The sequence below is a fragment of the Parabacteroides sp. 20_3 genome, assembly GCF_964238835.1.
GTDB classification, from domain to species: domain Bacteria; phylum Bacteroidota; class Bacteroidia; order Bacteroidales; family Tannerellaceae; genus Parabacteroides; species Parabacteroides distasonis.
In genome coordinates this window covers 1-19,250 of record NZ_CAXSNO010000011.1, presented here as the reverse complement: position 1 = coordinate 19,250, position 19,250 = coordinate 1, and the positions used below count along the sequence as shown (strand labels likewise).

General features: G+C 43.4%; 10 protein-coding genes. 8 read left to right on the top strand and 2 right to left on the bottom strand.

Annotation, left to right across the window (positions count from 1 at the left end; all coding sequences use genetic code 11):
- Positions 1-121: 121 nt before the first annotated feature.
- The 8 genes from ACESPU_RS19555 to ACESPU_RS19520 all read left to right on the top strand — a co-directional run bounded on the left by ACESPU_RS19555 (position 122) and on the right by ACESPU_RS19520 (position 14,003).
- On the top strand, positions 122-1,210 hold the full coding sequence (locus ACESPU_RS19555) for a Gfo/Idh/MocA family protein (protein ID WP_008774382.1): 1,089 nt from the start codon (positions 122-124) through the stop codon (positions 1,208-1,210).
- A gap of 165 nt (positions 1,211-1,375) precedes the next feature.
- Positions 1,376-2,143 carry a DUF1080 domain-containing protein gene (locus ACESPU_RS19550; RefSeq protein ID WP_005860843.1) on the top strand — a complete coding sequence of 256 codons (768 nt, stop codon included), beginning with the start codon at positions 1,376-1,378 and terminating at the stop codon, positions 2,141-2,143.
- Positions 2,144-2,169: 26 nt separating this feature from the next.
- Positions 2,170-3,510 (top strand): Gfo/Idh/MocA family oxidoreductase, encoded by a 1,341-nt coding sequence (locus ACESPU_RS19545; protein WP_057326718.1) that lies wholly within the window; start codon positions 2,170-2,172, stop codon positions 3,508-3,510.
- A 142-nt stretch (positions 3,511-3,652) separates the two neighbouring features.
- On the top strand, positions 3,653-6,616 hold the full coding sequence (locus ACESPU_RS19540) for a TonB-dependent receptor (RefSeq protein ID WP_121773572.1): 2,964 nt from the start codon (positions 3,653-3,655) through the stop codon (positions 6,614-6,616).
- A 24-nt stretch (positions 6,617-6,640) separates the two neighbouring features.
- Positions 6,641-8,212: a RagB/SusD family nutrient uptake outer membrane protein gene (locus tag ACESPU_RS19535; RefSeq protein ID WP_158533059.1), complete on the top strand. Its 1,572-nt coding sequence runs from the start codon at positions 6,641-6,643 to the stop codon at positions 8,210-8,212.
- Between the two features lie 13 nt (positions 8,213-8,225).
- On the top strand, positions 8,226-9,908 hold the full coding sequence (locus ACESPU_RS19530) for a carboxylesterase/lipase family protein (RefSeq protein ID WP_022192271.1): 1,683 nt from the start codon (positions 8,226-8,228) through the stop codon (positions 9,906-9,908).
- 17 nt (positions 9,909-9,925) lie between these two features.
- Positions 9,926-10,900 carry a sugar phosphate isomerase/epimerase gene (locus ACESPU_RS19525; protein WP_036614602.1) on the top strand — a complete coding sequence of 325 codons (975 nt, stop codon included), beginning with the start codon at positions 9,926-9,928 and terminating at the stop codon, positions 10,898-10,900.
- A 271-nt stretch (positions 10,901-11,171) separates the two neighbouring features.
- Positions 11,172-14,003: an ATP-binding protein gene (locus ACESPU_RS19520; RefSeq protein ID WP_373133604.1), complete on the top strand. Its 2,832-nt coding sequence runs from the start codon at positions 11,172-11,174 to the stop codon at positions 14,001-14,003.
- Positions 14,004-14,088: 85 nt separating this feature from the next.
- Here ACESPU_RS19520 and ACESPU_RS19515 read toward each other — a convergent pair whose 3' ends face one another.
- Together ACESPU_RS19515 and ACESPU_RS19510 are read right to left on the bottom strand one after the other, a co-directional pair.
- A complete protein-coding gene (locus ACESPU_RS19515; RefSeq protein WP_005864201.1) occupies positions 14,089-16,149 on the bottom strand; it encodes an alpha-L-fucosidase in 2,061 nt (686 codons plus the stop codon).
- A 54-nt stretch (positions 16,150-16,203) separates the two neighbouring features.
- Positions 16,204-18,552, bottom strand: a complete 2,349-nt coding sequence (locus ACESPU_RS19510) for an ABC transporter permease (RefSeq protein ID WP_258989704.1) — start codon at positions 18,550-18,552, stop codon at positions 16,204-16,206.
- Positions 18,553-19,250 lie beyond the last annotated feature (698 nt).

Sequence of the window (19,250 nt, the reverse complement as noted above, 5' to 3'; positions counted from 1 at the left end):
GTTCCTTGTAAGACTGTTTGTTGAGACGATAGGTAATAATTTTGAGAGAAAAGTGCAATACTGTTTGACTTAAGGGGCTTTAATTTTGGCAAAAACAGTGTGAATCTTTAAAAGATAGAATATGAATCAAAAAGTAAAAGTAGGTATAATAGGCTTTGGTCGCATGGGTGGATTTTATTTGGAGGAGATGCGGAAGAGCGATCAATGGGAGGTACTTTACATCTGCGATACGGACCCAGAGGCACGAGATTTGGCAAGGAGGAAGTCGCCGACATCCCGAATCGTAGCGGATGAGCAAGTTGTATTCGAGGACCCGGAAGTACAAGTGGTCGGTTTATTTACATTGGCGGATTCCCGGTTGAGGCAAATTAAGAAGGCAATGGCATTTGGCAAACATGTCATCTCAGAGAAACCGGTCGCAGATACGATCGAGCATGAATGGGAGGTCGTGAAATGCGTGGAAAACTCAAGTTTGTTCTCGACCGTTAATTTGTATTTGCGTAATTCTTGGTACCATAATACGATTAAAGAATTTATCCGGAGAGGAGAGATCGGAGATTTGGCGATCATTCGCATTTGCCATATGACTCCGGGGTTGGCTCCGGGTGAAGGTCATGAATATGAAGGTCCGTCTTTTCATGATTGCGGAATGCATTATGTGGACATTTCCCGGTGGTATGCCGGATGCGAGTATAAGACATGGCATGCGCAGGCGATCCGGATGTGGGATTATCCCGAACCTTGGTGGTTGCAATGTCACGGGACATTTGAGAACGGGGTGGTATTTGATATAACACAAGGGCATGTGTATGGACAATTATCGAAAGACCAAACGCATAACTCTTACATAGATGTAATAGGAACGAAAGGAATCGCCCGGATGAGTCATGATTTTAAGACTGCGGTCGTGGAGTTGAGAGGTGTTAATGAAACACACCGGATCGAGAAGCCCTATGGAGGGAAAAATATAAGTACGCTATGTGATTTGTTCGCAGATTCCGTACGGACCGGAGTTTTTCATTCCCGCCTACCACTGATGCGTGATTCCGCTATCGCTTCCGAGTATGCGTGGAAATTCTTGGATAACGCTAGACGAAATGAGATGCCTTCTATCGGGAATTTACAAACCTTGGAAGAAATCCGGGAGAGAAGACGGAATATGACGGAAGGGTATGGCTTACTTCGCCATGTAAAATTGTCTCATTCTTGATACGATTTTCTCAATGACCGGGGGGGACAGGCTGGAACTTGTATTATGCGACGATCGGAAACGATTTTGATAAAATAGAAAAAGAGGATTCTTCATATCCGTGATACATTTGCTACTGCTTGTTCATAGAGCGAAAACAGAAACATTAATTTAATACTATGTAGCATGAAAAAAATGATTGTTCTTATCAGTCTTTTATGTGGAGCGTTTTTTATGAGTGCCCAACAAAGTAATCAACAACAAAGACCACCGGAAAGATGGAAACCTGAGAGTACTGAATGGTATTATCCGGTTCCTCCTAAGGTAAAGCCGGGTGTCGGAACTGGTGCTCCTTCCGATGCGATCATCCTGTTTGATGGAAAAGATCTTTCTATGTGGGAATCTGCGGGAAAAGATGGAGGTCCCGCTAAATGGACCGTAAAGGATGGGGCGATGATTGTGGCTTCCGGGACCGGATCGATCCGGACAAAAGATTATTTTGGAGATTGCCAGTTACATATCGAGTTCAAGACCCCTACACCGGGAAAGGATAATACATTACAGATGAAAGGAAATAGTGGCATTATGTTACAAAGCCGTTATGAGGTGCAGGTTTTGGATTGTGAGGATAATCCTACGTATGTGAATGGCTGGGTCGGCAGTATTTATAAGCAAAGCGCACCGTTGGTAAATGCTTTCACGAAGACAAATGAGTGGCAGGTTTATGATATTTATTGGAAAGCTCCCCGTTTCGGGACAAACGATGAATTGGAATCTCCCGCTATGATTACTGTGGTATTGAACGGTATCGTAGTACAGAATAATTATGTACTGAAAGGAACGACCCCATATACCGGTTTACCTAAATATGTAGCGCATGGCCGTCTGCCATTAAGCTTACAGGATCATGGAGTGGAAGTGGCTTTCCGTAATATATGGATTCGTAATTTATAAATTGTATAACCTTAAAATAATGATTTATGACTACACGTAGGAATTTTTTAAAGAACTCGACGATGTTGGCCGCTGGCTTAGGTATCTCACCTCTTTTGGCATCGGCAGCTCCTACCGTCTCTCATAAGGAAGAGACTATAAATGGGCGGGTGAATATCGCTGTAATAGGTGTCGGTATGGGATGCCGTGATTTGCAAGGGGCTTTGACTGATAATCCGTGGGTACATTGTGTGGGCATGTGCGACGTGAACAAAGTGAGACTTGATGAGCAGATCGCACGTTTCAAAAAAGACTTTCCGAACCAAACGACTTCGATCAAGGCATATAGTGACTTCCGGGAAGTCTTGGCAAATAAGGATATCGACGGGGTCATTATCGCAACACCGGATCATTGGCATCCTTACATCTTCGCTGAGGCTTTAAAAGCGGGCAAGGCGATTTATGTGGAAAAGCCGGTTGGTAATTCGATTCCGGAGTGCCATTCGATGATGGATTTCCAAAAGAAATATAAAGGGGTGGTAACAACAGGCTTATGGCAGACTAGTCAACGATATTTCTTGGCGGCTAATGAGATATTGAAATCCGGTGTGTTGGGGGATGTTTATAAAGTTCAGCTATGGCTTTGCCAATCGACGGACCCACGTCCGGCCGTAGCGGATTCTCCGGTTCCTTCTACATTAGATTACAATATGTGGTTGGGCCCGGCTCCCGAGCGTCCATTTAATAATTACCGTTTTCGTGGATGGCGTGGCTTTTGGGATTATGGAGGCGGCCAGCAAACCGACTGGGGAGTGCATTGGATAGACTCTGCGTTCGATGGATTGAAAGCGTTAGGATTGTGTGACCGTGAATATCCGGAGGCGGTATTCTCTACGGCTTATAAAGATCCTACCTCTTTTAATGAGACTCCCAGTTGCCAGACAACGATCTTCCAATATAAGAATTTCCATATAGAATGGGCACAACAAGTCGCTCACCTGTATAATCGGAATCAAGGGGTAGCTTGGGTAGGAAGTAAAGCTACCTTAGTATGTAATCGTGAAGGTTATGAATTGATTCCAGAGAAGAACCGGGAGGGTGAGTTATTAACCGACCGTTCCCAGCTTGTCGGGAAGTTCGAGGATGGCGGTATTGAGGCCCATGCGACGAATTGGTGTAAGTGTATATTAAATAAATCTATTGAGACGAACAGCCCGATCGAGAAAGGGGCTTTCGCGACGATCCTAGCCCATATGGCTAATATCTCATATTTGACGGGAACTCGTGTTGTGTATGATCCGCAAGCTCGTAAGTTTGTGGATAATCCGAAAGCGGATGCGTATTTGAAGCGGAGCTATAGAAGCCCGTGGCAATTCCCGAAAGTTTAATGCGATTGAATGCTTAAAAACAACGACCGGTGGATTTTAATACTCTATTATATATAACCATTACCATACGAATTGAATTACAGCACATTGAGATCTCCGGTCGTTTTTTGTAAAAACAATGTCAACTTTAAATGAATGAGTTATGGAAAATCAAAAAAAGAAAGTATGGCTTCGAAAGGCCCTGTTTTTGATCGTTAGTTTGGCGTTATTCTTTCCCATGATGGCGCAAACGATTACAGTAAAAGGAGTTGTAAAGGAATCTATGACAGGCGAACCGATCATTGGTGCCAATGTAGCGGTGAAAGGAACGACTAACGGTACGATTTCTGATATAAGCGGTATGTATCAGATCTCGAATGTATCATCAAATGCCGTATTGATTGTTTCTTATATTGGATATAAGACCGCAGAGATTCCGGTAAATGGAAAGAACACGATAAATGTGAGCTTGGAGGAAGAAAGTATTGGACTTCAAGAAGTGGTAGCCGTGGGATATGGCTCTCAGAAAAAGAAAGAATTGACCGGCTCTGTAGCAGGCTTGAAAGAGGGAGACTTGATCAAGGGCGTACAGTCTGACCCAATGGGTATGTTACAAGGTAAAGTGGCAGGTTTGAATATATCCAAACCAAATGCCGGCGACCCGAATGGAGAGTATAAGTTCCAATTACGCGGAACTTCATCCTTGACCGGTAATACCTCTCCGTTGATCGTTATTGACGGTATTCCCCAAGGGGATTTATCCGCTATTCCACAAGATGATATTGAAAGTATCGATGTGTTGAAGGATGGTTCAGCGGCGGCGATATATGGAACCCGTGGAACGAATGGCGTTATCTTGGTTACGACAAAACGAGGTTCTGCCGGGAAGATGAGCGTTACCTACAATGGATATATGTCTATCTCTTCCATAGCCAATCAATTGGAAGTCATGGATCGTGACCAGTTTTTGGCAAATGGGGGAAACGACCGGGGATATGATACGAATTGGATGGATGAGATTACCCGAACTCCGTTCTCTCATTCGCATAACTTGGCATTGACAGGAGGTACGACCGATTTTAATTACCGGGCTTCTGTATCTTATCGAAATAATCAAGGTATCGCTCTTAAGTCAGGGTTCAATGAGATGATCGCTCGTTTTTCCGCTAATCAGAATTTATTCGATAAAAAGATTCAAATAGCATACGACGCTACTTATCGTCGTTTTGACCGGGAAGGTGAGAATTCCAGCTATGATGATTATTCCGCTTTTAAGCATGCGTATTATTATAATCCTACGGCACCCGTATACGACGAGACGGGAACGATAGATGCCGGAGGGTATTATGCGCTGGATATTCAGGGATATTCAAATCCGGTGGCTTATATTATGCAGCGTGACCGTCGTACAAAAGGCGGACTTTTCCAAGGGTCTGCTCGTGTAACTTGGAACATTTTGGAAGGACTTCGTGCGCAAGCTTTTGGCTCATTGAAATACTCTGATATAAATAAGGGTACTTATACCTCACGAGAGGTATTTAACACTTCTAGTTTCGGGTCAGCGTCTCGGAGTTTTAATACTCGTTTTAATAAAACACTGGAGACGACGATCGACTATGTAAAATCTTTTGGAGAACACCATTTGGTGGTATTAGGTGGGTATACCTATGAGCATAACTATCGGGAATCATTTGGTATGAATAACTCGAATTTTGATTCGGATGTATATTCTTACTATAATTTGGGTGCGGGTAGTAACTTGATTAATAACCCTAGCCAAAGCATGATGGATGGTTCGGTTTCTCAAGATAATTTGGTTTCGTTCTTCGGCCGTGTAAATTATAACTGGGGAAATCGTTACTTGTTATCAGCGTCTGTACGACGTGAGGGTTCTACTCGTTTAGGTGCGGATTATAAATGGGGAACTTTCCCTGCGGTAAGTGTCGGTTGGTCTATCGGTAATGAGGCTTTTATGGAAAGCGCTAGCTGGATTAACGATTTGAAATTGCGCTTGGGATATGGCGTGACAGGAAATATGCCTTCAGATAATTATTTGTCTTTGTCAATGATGGGAGTGGTAGGCCGTTTTTATGATCATACTTCTAAACAATGGATCAATGCTTATGGGCCGACACAGAACCAGAATCCGGATTTGAAATGGGAGCGGAAAGGCGAATGGAATCTAGGTGTTGATTTTGCAGCGTTGAATAACCGCTTGAACGTGACCGTTGATTTGTATACCCGTAAGGTTTCAGATTTGTTGTATAAATATAAGGTTCCGACTCCTCCTTATCAATATTCTTCTATGTTGGCGAATGTTGGCGACGCTACAAGTAAAGGTCTGGAATTCTCTGTTTCTGGAACCCCGGTGCAGAATAAGAACTTCTCATGGACTAGTTCTATTAACTTCTCATTTAACACGAATAAATTGGACAAATTAAGTAATGAGACTTTCCAGACTGACTGGATTGAGACCGGTTATTTGTCGGATGGTGATTTAGGAGGTATGAACTCGACTCCATTGATTCGTTTGGTCCCGGGTGGCAAGGTCGGTGATTTTTATTTGCCGGTATTCGAGGGATTTACGGAAGATGGTAAATGGAAATTCAAGGATGTCGATGGTAGTGGTGACTTTACATATAATGAGGATCGTGAGATCGTAGGTAATGCGCAACCTGATTTTATAGCAGGATGGACTAACGAGTTTAAATATCGTGACTTCGATTTATCGTTTACATTCCGTGCTGTCGTAGGCAATGATGTATATAATGTAAGCCGTATGGCATTGGAGAATCGGAATGTGGCTGGAAAGGAGAAGAATATGTTGGCTTCGGTAATGGATATCCCGTTGCAAGATGCGGCTCAAGCTTCTAGTTATTATTTGGAGGATGGTTCTTTTGTGAAGTTGGACAATATCACATTGGGTTATAATGTGCCGGTGAAGAAATTAGGTTTCATGCAAAACTTACGTTTGTACTTGACTGGTCAGAACTTGTTTACGATCACAGGCTATAAGGGTATCGACCCGGAGGTTGATATGGTAGGATTAGATAATATGGGTATTGAGAGGACTCGTTATTATCCGGCTAGCCGTTCTTTTATTCTTGGTTTGAATGTTACGTTTTAATGGATACTCTAAATATCGAAGGTTATGAAAAAATATAGTTTAATATATATAGTATCAATGATTTGTTTCTTGGTTATCGCTCCTTCTTGTACGGATATGGATGAAGATACGACGGGACAAATGGTATCAAATGACTTTTATGCGGATCCTTCTTTGATTCCGCAAGCGGTAGGTGCTGCCTATGCGGAATTGCAGGCTTATCAGAATCACTGGGGAGTATGGGGGTTGCAGACTGTTTCCTCGGATGAATGTGTTGTTCCGACTCGTGCGCCGGGTAATGACTGGTATGACGGAGGGGTATGGCAGGATTTCCATCGTCATCAATGGCAATACAATCTGGATGCATTGAATAATGTGTGGATTTCCGTATTTTCTGGAATAACGACATGTAACCGTGTGGTTTACGACTTGGATACATATAAAGAGGAGATGGATGTCGATATCTATAATAAATATCGTGCGGAGACTGTTATCTTGAGATGTTTCTATTATTCTATCTTACTGGATTTATTCGGGAACGTTCCTTATATCGACACGTATGAGAGTGAAATCACGGCTTCTCCTCAGACAAGCCGTCCTGAGCTTTATCAGAAAGTCGTAGATTGTATCTTAGATAATATGGAATATTTGGATGACGCTCCGTCTGCCGAGAATTATGGAAGATGTACGAAATCGATGGCTTATACGATGTTGGCAAAACTATATTTGAACGCTAAGGTGTTCAAAGGGGCCTCTTCTTATGATAAGGACGATATGAATAAAGTGATAGAGTATTGCGATAAAGTGATTAACTCTGGATATTATGAGGTCGTATCTGATTTCTCCGCTCCATTTAAAGTGGCGAATGAGTCTTGTAAAGAAAATATTTTCGTGGTACCGATGCAAAATGGTATCAATTCAAATGGAGACTACGAGTTTCATTTCCATAAATTCTCCGGACATCCCAAGTCTCGCCAGATGTGGGGCATCAATGTCGGTGGTTGGAATGGAGGTTGCGCTACTCCGGACTTCCTTGCTTTATATAAAGATGACGATACTCGGAAAAAGGCGACTTTTATTTACGGTTTGATTTATGATAAGGTCACGGGAGAGCCTGTTGAGGATGGTGATAATCCGGGAAAACAATTGGAATTGACTATTGAGGTATCTTCTATTAATGCCGCTTATCGTTGGGAAGGCGCTCGTATTCAGAAGTATGAATATGAGTTGGGTATGACTGGTAATATGAACAATGATTTTGTTTTATATCGTTTAGCCGATATCTATTATATGAAGGCTGAAGCTATTTTGAGAGGTGGTAATGCCGCTACTTTATCAGCTTTGTGTGCGGAACCTGCATTCCAGTTAATACGTGAAAGGGCAAATCAACCCGTGTATACTCCGGAAACATTAACGTTGGATGAGTTGATCAATGAACGTGGCCGTGAATTTGCGTGGGAAGGTTGGCGTCGTCAAGACTTGGTTCGTTGGGATAAGTTCGCTAAAGGTTGCTGGACATTTAAGGAAGCCTTGAATAATAATTCGCGTGATTTATTCCCGATACCATACGATCAGATTACGAAAAACCAATCTTGGAAACAGAATCCGGGATATTAATAGTTGTGTTTTTATGCATATGGATAGACGACAATTCGTGAAAAACCTAGGACTGGGCACAGCCTCTTTAAGCATGGGAAGCTTGGTAACGGCTTCCTCATGTGCCCCGTCCGGGGATTCCTCCCTTAAACAAAACGTCAAGGAAGGAGAGGATGGACAGTTTTTATTTATCGGTGACGATATCGCCATCGCCCAGACAGAGTATGGGAAGGTGCAGGGATATCTGCTGAATCATGTATATACGTTCTTGGGAGTTCCTTATGGGGCTGATACGTCGGGAAAAAATCGCTTTATGCCTCCCCAAAAGCCAGAGCCGTGGACAGATGTGAGACCGGCGGTTTTTTATGGGAATACGGCGCCGCAACGTATGGAGAACCGGTGGCCCAATAATTACGGAACTTTTGCCGATCATTGGAACTACTGGGATGTGAGTGAGGATTGCTTATATTTAAATGTATGGACACCGGGTATCGCGGATGGTAAGAAACGTCCCGTATTGGTGTGGCTGCATGGCGGCGGTTTTACAAATGGTAGTGGGATCGAGCAGGATGGATATCATGGAGAGAATATAAGCCGGGAAGGAGATATCGTATTCTGTTCCATTAATCATCGGTTGGGGCCGATTGGCTTCTCTGACTTATCTGGTGTTGGTGGAGAAGCGTATAAGGATTCCGGAAACGTGGGGATGTTAGATATTATTGCCGCCTTGCGATGGGTACATGATAATATCGCCAATTTCGGTGGAGATCCCGGGAACGTAACGGTTATGGGACAATCCGGAGGAGGTTCTAAGGTCTGTACGGTAGCCGCTATGCCGGCGGCAAAAGGTTTGATCCATAGAGCCGTGGCTTTAAGTGGATCTACGGTAGGAGCTTCCGATCAGGTGATGACCCGGAAGGTGGGAGAATATATTTTGAGAGAAGCGGGGCTGACCGCTTCCCAACTGGATAAATTGCAAAGAATACCTTGGCGGGAATATTTGGATATAGCGGATAGGGCTTGTAAAAAGTGCTGGGAAGATCAAGGGATTAGCATGAGACGGACTTTTGGCCCTGTTGCTGATGACCGGAATATTCCGGCCGGTGTATTCTACTCCGGTGAGAGCCATTTGGAGTCTCCTGTCGTCCCGATGATATTCTGTACGACTTTCCATGAATGGAACCCGAACAGGGCGGATGCGGCTTTGGAAAAAATCACTCAAGACGGTGTGATCGAGAAACTGAGAAGTCAATATGGTGATAAAGCGGAATCGATCGTGAAGGCTTTCGCCAAGAATTTCCCGGATAAGACTCCGATGGAGCTTTGGGCGATGATTTTGTCTTCCCGTCAACGAGTGGTTGAGGCGGCTAACGCAAAATTAAAGCAAGGCCAGCCTGTGTATGTAGCTTGGTTTGGCTGGTGTCCGCCCTTGTTTAATAACCGTATGCGTGCGTTCCATTGCTCGGATATCTGTTTCTGGTTTAAAAATACGGATCGGATGTTTACTCATACGGGTGGAGGTAAGGTACCTCGTGCGTTGTCAGATAAGATGTCTGGCGCTTTGTTGAATTTCATGCGGACAGGAGATCCGAACGGAGGAGAGTTACCCGTTTGGCCGAAATACACGGAAGAAAATGGAGAGGTGATGATCTTGAATAATACGTGTGAGGCTCGGAATGATCCGGACCGGGAGGCCCGTAAATCTTTGGAGGTTTAATTTAAAACGAGAGTGTTATGCTTGAGAAAAAGATTTCAAGACGTAATATGCTTCGGGCCACCGGTCTGGCGGTTTTGGGCAGTACGTTCGCAGGCTTGGCTTCTTGCGCTCCGAAGAAAAAAGAGGAGCCATCACCCGAAGCATCCTCTTCGAAACGTCCTTTCCGTGTCTGTCTCAATGTCTCTACGATAGCGGGTTATAAACTTCCTGTTCAAAAACAGATTGATTTATGTGCCGAGGCTGGTTTTGAGGGAATTGAGTTATGGACCCGTGATGTGGATGCGTTCGTAAAGCAAGGGGGAACTTATGAGACACTCAGGCGTCAGCTGGAAGGTTCCGGACTTTTATTGGAGAATATGATCGGTTTTGCCTCGTGGTTTGCCGATGATCCTTCGAAACGGAAGGAAGGGCTAAACCAAATGCGGCATGATATGGAGATGGTAGCGGGATTGGGCGGTAAATTTATCGCCGCTCCTGCTCAAGGAGTTACTCAACTGGATCGTACACGGTTGCCGGAGTATTCCGAACGCTATCGGGCGATACTGGATTTAGGGGATGAGATGGGTGTCACTCCGATATTGGAACTATGGGGAGCCGGGGTTCTGAATCAATTATCGGATACCATGGCGATAGCGATCGCCTCCGGGCATTCGCGGGCTTCTGTCTTATTGGATTTCTACCATTTGTACAGAGGAGGAAATAGTTTTGATAGTTTACGCTTGATAAATGGGAAGATCCTTCCGGTTTTTCATATCAACGATTATCCGGAGTTGCCTCCTCGTACGGAGTTGAGAGATTCGGATCGGGTGTTTCCGGGAGATGGTATTTGCCCGTTTAATAAGGTACTTCCTTTGCTATACGACTCCGGTTTCCGGGGTGGGTTATCCGTAGAGCTTTTTAATAAGGGATATTGGGAAACCATGGATGTAAAGGAGGTCTTAAAGAAGAGTTTTGAGAAAACCACACAGGTAATCAATAGTTCGATGGGATAAAAGTTTGTTGGGATTTAGGAAAGGGACTGCTTCGAGGTGTTTTACCTTCGAGGCGGTCCCTTCTGTTTTTATAGTATCTTCTCTTAAAAATCAATTATTTTATAATCCGCTGTGATATAAAATGTAGTATATTTGCGTACTCTGTTTTGGGGTACGCAAAAGCTTTGTTCACAAGAATGAATAGGCATTATCCTAAATAAACCGTTGTTTTGCGGAGAGGTCTAGGGGTTGTTATCATCGGGAAAGCCGATAATAAAAGATATACATTATAATGAACTTACTTCTGAGATATGTGGGTCATGGTATAACTATAAGTTTGTTAGTATTTATAATGCTGGTGTTTCATTTGTCTGCGTTAGCACGGACAAGTGAAAAACGTGTGCTCCGGGTTGCCTTTCCGCAGGTGGTAGGCATGAGTTGGACGGCGGAGGACGGTAGTCATCATGGTATGCTCGTGGACTATCTCAATGAGATTGCCAAATATACCGGTTGGGAATACGAGTACATTGATACGAATGGGCAAACCGTGTTGAATGAATTTATCGCAGGTCAGTATGAATTGATGGGTGGAAACTATTATATACCCGGTTTAGAGAAATATTATGCTTATCCGGATTACAATATGGGATATAGCCGTTCTTTGTTGCTTGCTCGTTCTGACGATCGTACTATCCATAGCTATAATTTGGAGAGTATGAACGGGAAAACCATCGGTGTATATGAGAATGCGAAAGAAAATATTCGCCGCCTCAAGGAGTTTTTGGCTATCAACGGATTAGACTGTAAGTTCCAATATTACAGCTTGAAAGATATGCAGAAGAACGACGAGGGATTATATTTTTATTTAATGAATGGAGAGATAGACTTGCTGTTGAGTGGCATTATTTACAATCACGATTCTGTACGGGTGATCGCTACATATAATTCTCAACCCTATTATATCGTAACCAATCCGAGTAATAAGGAAGTATTGGATGGTTTGAATATGGCTTTGGAACGGATATTGGATGCTAATCCAAATTTTGCGGCAGAGCGTTATGCCGCTAACTTTCCTGCCCGACTTGTAAATGTCCAATTTAGTGACCGGGACTTGGAATATGTCAAAAAAAGGAAAACGATCACGGTAGCCGTTCCGGAGAATTGGTATCCCTTTTATTGTAAAGAAACCTCCCAGAAGAACCATGTCGGTATCATGGTGGATGTATTGGATAAGATCAAGGACTTTACCGGTTTGGATTTTTCGTATGTGTATGCGAAGAATTATAGTGATGCGGTCCATCTGGTACAGCGAGGGAAAGCTGATATCTTAGGCTTTTTCTTGGGAGATGAGAACGATGCGGCCCAGCTAGGGCTTGCGCTTTCAGCCTCTTATGTGAGTGCGAACAATATCATAGTACGCAATAAAGCCTGTAGTTATCCCACTCCGGGTTTGGTTGGTGCTTTGGTGGAAAGTCAGCGATTTCCAAGTGGCATATCTGCGGAGAAGATTCGGTCCTATCCGGGCATTAAGGAGGCATTAGCCGCTGTCAATAGCGGAGAGGCTGATTTTATCTATGGATTGTCCTCTAAAATGGAACAGGATATTTCGCGTTATCATTTCACCAATCTTGCTCCTGTGACATTGGTCAATGATCAGAGTGCGATAAGTTTTGCGTTACCTACCCCGGTTGACCCGGATTTATTAACCGTACTCAACAAGGCGATCAATAATCTTTCTGAGTCCGAGAGGACTGTTATACGCAATCGGAATCAGGAATCTATCGGCGTGAATGAATTCTCTCTTACGGACTTTATATATGCGAATCCCTTACAATTTATGTTTATCGTGATGTTTGTCCTGTCGGTGCTATTTACGGCATTACTGCTGGCTATAGGGGCCCGGATGAAAGCGACCGTGATACAGGGCAACCTGAAACGGGCTGAGGCGGCTAACTTGGCGAAGAGCGAGTTTCTTTCCCGGATGAGTCATGAGATCCGTACGCCGATGAACGGAATTGTAGGTATGAGTACTATCGCCATGCAAAACATAGATAATACCGATAAGATAAAGGACTGTCTTGAGAAAGTAATCATGTCTTCCAAGCATCTTCTCGCTCTTATTAACGACGTGCTGGATATGTCGAAGATAGAAAGCGGAAAAGTGGAACTTCGACATGAGAGCTTTAATTTCCGGGCATTCTTGCAGGACTTTGAAAATCTGTATGGCGAGCAGGCCAAGAGTAAAGGGATCAGCTATGAGACGATATTGGCTAGTGATCTGGAAGTACAGATTATAGGAGACTCCTTGCGCTTGAATCAAGTTCTCTCCAACCTGTTATCGAATGCGCTGAAATTTACGCCGGCCAAGGGAATGATTAAACTTCGGGTATCTAAAACAGGTGAGGATCAAGAGAATGTTTACCTTCGTTTCGAGGTAATCGATACGGGATGTGGTATAGCCGAGGAGAACTATGATAAAATCTTCGAATCGTTCGAACAGGAAAATGTGGATGTTACTTATAAATATGGAGGTACAGGATTAGGGCTTTCTATCGTTAAGCGTTTCACAGGGTTGATGGGTGGTGGCATACATGTGACGAGTGTGCAGGGGAGTGGCAGTACATTCACCGTTGATCTGCCTTTCGGCAAAATAAAGGAATCGGGTAAGCCCACTCGTTTTTCCGATATTAATGGGAGGAATGACCTTGCGAAGGATTGTTATGCTGTTGATTATGACTTCAAAGGTAAACGGATCTTATTGGTTGAGGACAATGAGCTTAACCGGGAGATAGCGGAGGAATTGATCGGAGTTACCGGTGCGTCGGTGGAGAGCGCTGAGGACGGGGTACAGGCCGTAGAGATGTTTAAGGAATCTGCCGAAGGATATTATGATTTGATATTGATGGATGTGCAGATGCCTCATATGGATGGCTATGAGGCTACCCGATGTATCAGGGCATTAGGGCGTTCTGATGCTCAAAAGGTTCCTATCTTCGCTATGACAGCCAACGCCTTCGCTGAGGATGTGCAGAAAAGTAGGGAGGCCGGTATGAACGCTCATATATCTAAACCATTAAATATACGTGCCGTGTATAAGCAAATGAACCGGTACCTTCAAGGATAAATAAAAGATTGATAAATAATTAAAAGGGGCCGCCTCTGGAAATTAAACTTTCGAGGCGGTCCCTTCTGCTTTTATTAGATATTCTTTATTTTTCCGTAATTACCGAGAATTCACCGATACCCGCTTGCTTTTTATTATCTACGATACGGGTTGCGACCAAACGGATTTGGTTACCTTTCGTTATCGGGAAATGTACGACTTGCTCGATCGGGTTAGCCTTGATATTGGAGAATTCGCCTTCGGCCACCTTCTTTCCATTAATATATAATTGATAGTTGGAGATATGACCGCTTGCGTCACGTCCTTGGTTCGGGGTGTAGCGGAATCCGGATATAGGCATTTCTTTCGCTAATTGTACGACTAACTCTTGTTTCCCTTGTGGCAAATAGTAGGTTGTGTAGCCGTTTCCGTCTAGGATCAGGCTGGTTTTCTCATCTTTCGGTGATACGATCGTGTAATCACAAGCAGGAATATCGAACGTTTGCGCGGAAACCGGACTGACTGTATCGAAAGTCGGATCATAGGCAATCGCCTTGACAGTTCCTTTTTGAGCGAAAGCGAATGGCGCCTGATAAAGCGGTGAGTCCTTGGTTGGATCTGAACCGTCGGTGGTATAATGAACCTCGGAGCCTTTATCCCCGGCCTGTATGGTTACCTCGTCATTGATATTACGGGCAATCGTTGGCTCGGTCACCAAGGCGGGGGCAAGGTATGCCTCCACGTTATTGATACAAAGCGGCCCGCGGGCGTCCGTGAAGTTGATGCGTATCTTCTCCGCTTTCTCAGTCTGGAAACGGACAATTCGTTTATAGCCGACAGTTGTCGTAGAATCCACAGTCTGTGCCGGAATCCATTTACCCCCTTGCTCGAGTTCGATATTGAACGAGCGTACTCGTTGTCCTAATGGGATATATTCTTGTATTACCAAGCGGTTTACATCGGTAGGATGGGTTAACGTGAAAGTCAATGAACCACTGGTTACTCCATCGTCCGTAGCCCAATAGGTATCCCAATCCCCATCTACTGCCTTATTGGGACTAAAATTACGTCCTCTTTTATTGCTCGCTTGTACGTAACATCCTTTCAACAGATTCTCCTTAAAGTCATTTTGGATGGTTTGATACCATTGTACGGCACGGGCGGAGTCTACCGGACTTATTTTTCCGTTCAACGCTACGGGGAAGTTCAATAGGAAATTGGCGTTATGCCCGACGCTTCGGTAATAAAGATCGACTAATTTTGCCAGAGATTTGACTTGGTGATCTTCCCGGGAGTGATAGAACCATCCCGGACGGATAGATACATCGCATTCTCCACCTAGCCACATCGGTCCGTTCTCATCTCCCCATACACTCTGTTGGAAAGTAGGCATGGAGGGTTCCGGGGCGAAGATGCTCCATTGGGTATCACCGGCCCAACCTTCCTCGTTACCGATCCAGCGGATATCGGGTACTGTCCCTCCGAAAACCATGATGTCCGGGTGGTGCGCCTTGATCGTGTCTCGTGCCCGCTCATATTGATAATAGGTCTTGGCGTCTATAGCACGGGTTTCATTCGTGCCGCCATACCAGCCATTGCCACCGTTTGCCCCATCAAACCAGTATTCGAACAACGGGCCATAGTTGGAGACTAATTCATGTAATTGGGCATGGAATTTCTCTACATATCCCGGTTGTCCGTAGTTCTCACTGTTTCTGTCCCAAGGGGAGAGATAGACACCGAATTTCAGCCCGTGTTTCTTACAAGCGTCGGATAGTTCTTTTACCATATCCCCTTTGCCATCTTTCCAAGGAGAATTCTTTACGCTATATTCGGTTGTGGCGGTAGGCCATAGACAGAAACCGTCGTGATGCTTGGTGGTTAAGATTACGCCTTTCAATCCGGCGGCTTTGATTGTTTGCGCCCATTGATCGCAATCCAGATCCGTTGGATTGAATGTGGAGGCGGGAGTGTTTCCGTAACCCCATTCCAGATCATTGAACGTATTTAATCCGAAATGGACAAAGGCGTATGTTTCCATCTTATGCCATTCAACTTGTGCCGGCGTGGGAACGGGCAGGATAGGGGCGGGCGCTGTCGCTTCTTTACAGGAGAAGAAGGAAAACAACCCAAGCCCCAATAAAATAGAGGAACTCAAGTGCTTCATTATTTGTTTATATTTAGATGAGACCTCAAATATATGAAAAAAAACGGCAGATTTTTATTCTGTCTTTACATTTTCAATCGGATTTTGATTCGCTGCCCGGTAACTTTGCCAGAATACGGTCAAGAAAGAGATAATCAAGCAAAATAATCCGGCTGATATGAAAATGAACGGACTTAATGATATTCTATAGGAATAGTTCGAGAGCCATTGTCGCATGGTATATACCATAACTGGGGTCGTGATTATAAACGCTATAACTACGTAGCGGATGAATGTACATATCAATTTATAAAGTATTAGCGTCCCGTTCGATCCGAATATTTTCCGGATAGCGATTTCCCTGGCTTTTTGTTGGATGAAATAAGTAGAAATCGCCAATAGCCCTAAAAGTGAGATGACAATAGCCACAAAGGCGAAAAGGCTTATGATTTTCAATATTCTTTGCTGTGTGGCAAATGATTCCTCTATCTGACGGTCGATGAATTTACCGGGGAATTCTAGTTGAGTGATATTTTCGTAAACCTGTTTGACTTTATTATATGCCTCGAAAGTATTTCCTTGTATCTCTACCAAGAGGTTCTCGGTGGGGATATTCTCGGTTTTATCTAGTTGGACGAAGATCGGAGGATTGGCCATCGTGATATTGTTGAGTTGGAAATCTTGTATTTTGCCGGCGATCATCCGGGGATTTCCGAAGAATGGGAACGATTTCGCATCCTCGCCGATTCCCATCGTCTTGAAGGCCGCATCGGTAAGGAAACAACCTTCTCCTGTGGCTAAATGATTATCTTTTAATATTTTCAGACCTAGGATATGAAGACTGGTCGTGTCCATGACGAAGCCTTGCAGGCTCACGAGATTTCCGTTGATCTCCATCGTATAGTTATTTCCAACTTTGAAAGGGGTGCTTCGGGCGCATCCGACCTTGTTTACACAAGCCAATTGCTTGAGCTCCCCAAGGAGGGTGTTGTTTAGCTCTTTAAGCTTTAATTCTTCCATCCCGATAGGGATATCGATAATATTTTGAGTGTTATATCCCAAAGGGGCTTTTATCAAGTAATTAATTTGCAGTACCATCGTTAGGGAGGTCGCGATTAACGCGATTGTTATGGCATTTTGAAAGGTGATGAAAAATTTGCTGAACGTCATTTTAGTCTGCAAACGGAAACTACCTTTCATTACATCCACTGCTTTTGCCCGTGTGATATGGATAGCGGGTAAGATACCAGAGACGCATCCCAGCAATAAAATGAGTAATATACCTAATAAGATATTTATCGGCGTGACCGCTCCGGGCAAATTAATATGAGCCTCTAACAATTGATTTGCGTATGGAATGGCTAAAGTGGCCAAGAATAAACCGATTAAGAAGGATACTTGGCTTAAAAGGATAGATTCTAGGATTAATCGGGTAAAAAGTTCTTTTTTCGTAGAACCCAACAGGCTGCGGATAGCGGCTTCCTTGGCTCTGGATCCGATTTGGGCGACAGTCAGGTTCACGTAGTTGATGATGGCGAAAAATAATATGACAATTCCTACAGAAATAAGTATAATAACAAAGTCCCAATCACCATTCTCCAGCATTGAATATTGTGCCTTTTCTATAAAATAGGCTTTTCGCAAAGGAACTACTACGACATCTTTGACTTGATCTCGTTCATAAGGCCAATAGAATCCTTTGAAGAAAGATGCCATATCGTTAGTCTTTGATAGTAGGTCTGAGCCTTTTTGGGTTCGAAGGAATACGAGGGAATTGTAGCAGTTGCTATAGTTCTCTTTATCCATTTCTGGGTACATTTCCGTTAATTTCTCTACTCTCGCTAATATATCGCAGTAAGGAATTACGGAATTATGCATATCTTTCATGATACCGTTTACGATTATTGAGATAGATGGACTGATTTGAAGTGTTTGTCCGATAGGATTTGCGTCTCCGAAAAATTTTTTAGCGAAGGAATCGGAGATAACCGCATAGTTTTTATCGGACAGAACTTGACTTTTAGATCCCGTAACTAAATCGAACGAGAAAAAGTCAAAGAAATCTTCATAGGTGTATTGTATTTTTGCGTTTATTTTTTTGTCTTGCCACGTAATGGGTAAAGCTTCTATGCCACCCCACGGCAAGTTGGAAGAGACTGTCATTACTTTCTCCACTTCTGGGAATTGTGTCATCAAACGTTCTCCTATACCATAAGCCGAGATCATGAAAGATTCGTTACCAAGTACATAGATCCGGTCTGCGTCTTTTTGGAAACTATCCACGGATAGCTCTTGCTTTGTGTAGATACCAATAAGTATCACGAACATAAGGGAGATAGATAATCCAAGTATCTCGATGATTGTGTACAATTTATTTCTGCTCAAAAATTTTGTGAAAGATTTGATGTTTAGTAGATAATTCATAACGTTTGATATAAGATTCTTAATATTGTTGTTGATTTTCATACAAAAAGTATGCCGTTTGTTGTAAGTTGGTGCATTGCAGTATGTTATGGCTAGTTGTGTGTCTGGAAGCTGTCCAATAAATGGACACCTCTGTCTATTTATTGGACACTCTTCTTTAAGTTTATCGGATTTTAGTTATTGATACTCAATGACTATATTGTATGACTTGATGTTTAGTCTAATGAAAAATAGATGAGTTTCCGATATCTAGGTAAAGTATTAAGCTTCCTGTCTTTTATAAGTATCCTCAGAGAAGACGTTTGTAGTGATATGTAATTGTTTATCAATTGTTTGTTGTGCCAATATTTTTCTTTCCTTTGGCACAGCTGTGCCATTGTGGTGGCAACGCTGTGCCATCCGTGTGGCAAGGCCGTGCCATCTATATGGCAAAGTATTGCCACTAGCATGGCAAGGATATCAACTATATCGTTTCCCTGAGCAGTCGTTATTTTTGTGTGTTCTCCTTCTTGTAAGATTAATTTTGGTGTGTGTTATATTATTTGGTGTGTGTTATACTATAATGTACCCGATCCCCCTCATGCGAAAAAACTTGCAAAATAATGCCCGATAAATTTGGATCGTATGTTTTATAGCATTACTTTTGCACCCGCATTCGAGAGAGAACGGCGCTTCAGAAATGATGGAAACGTGGAGGT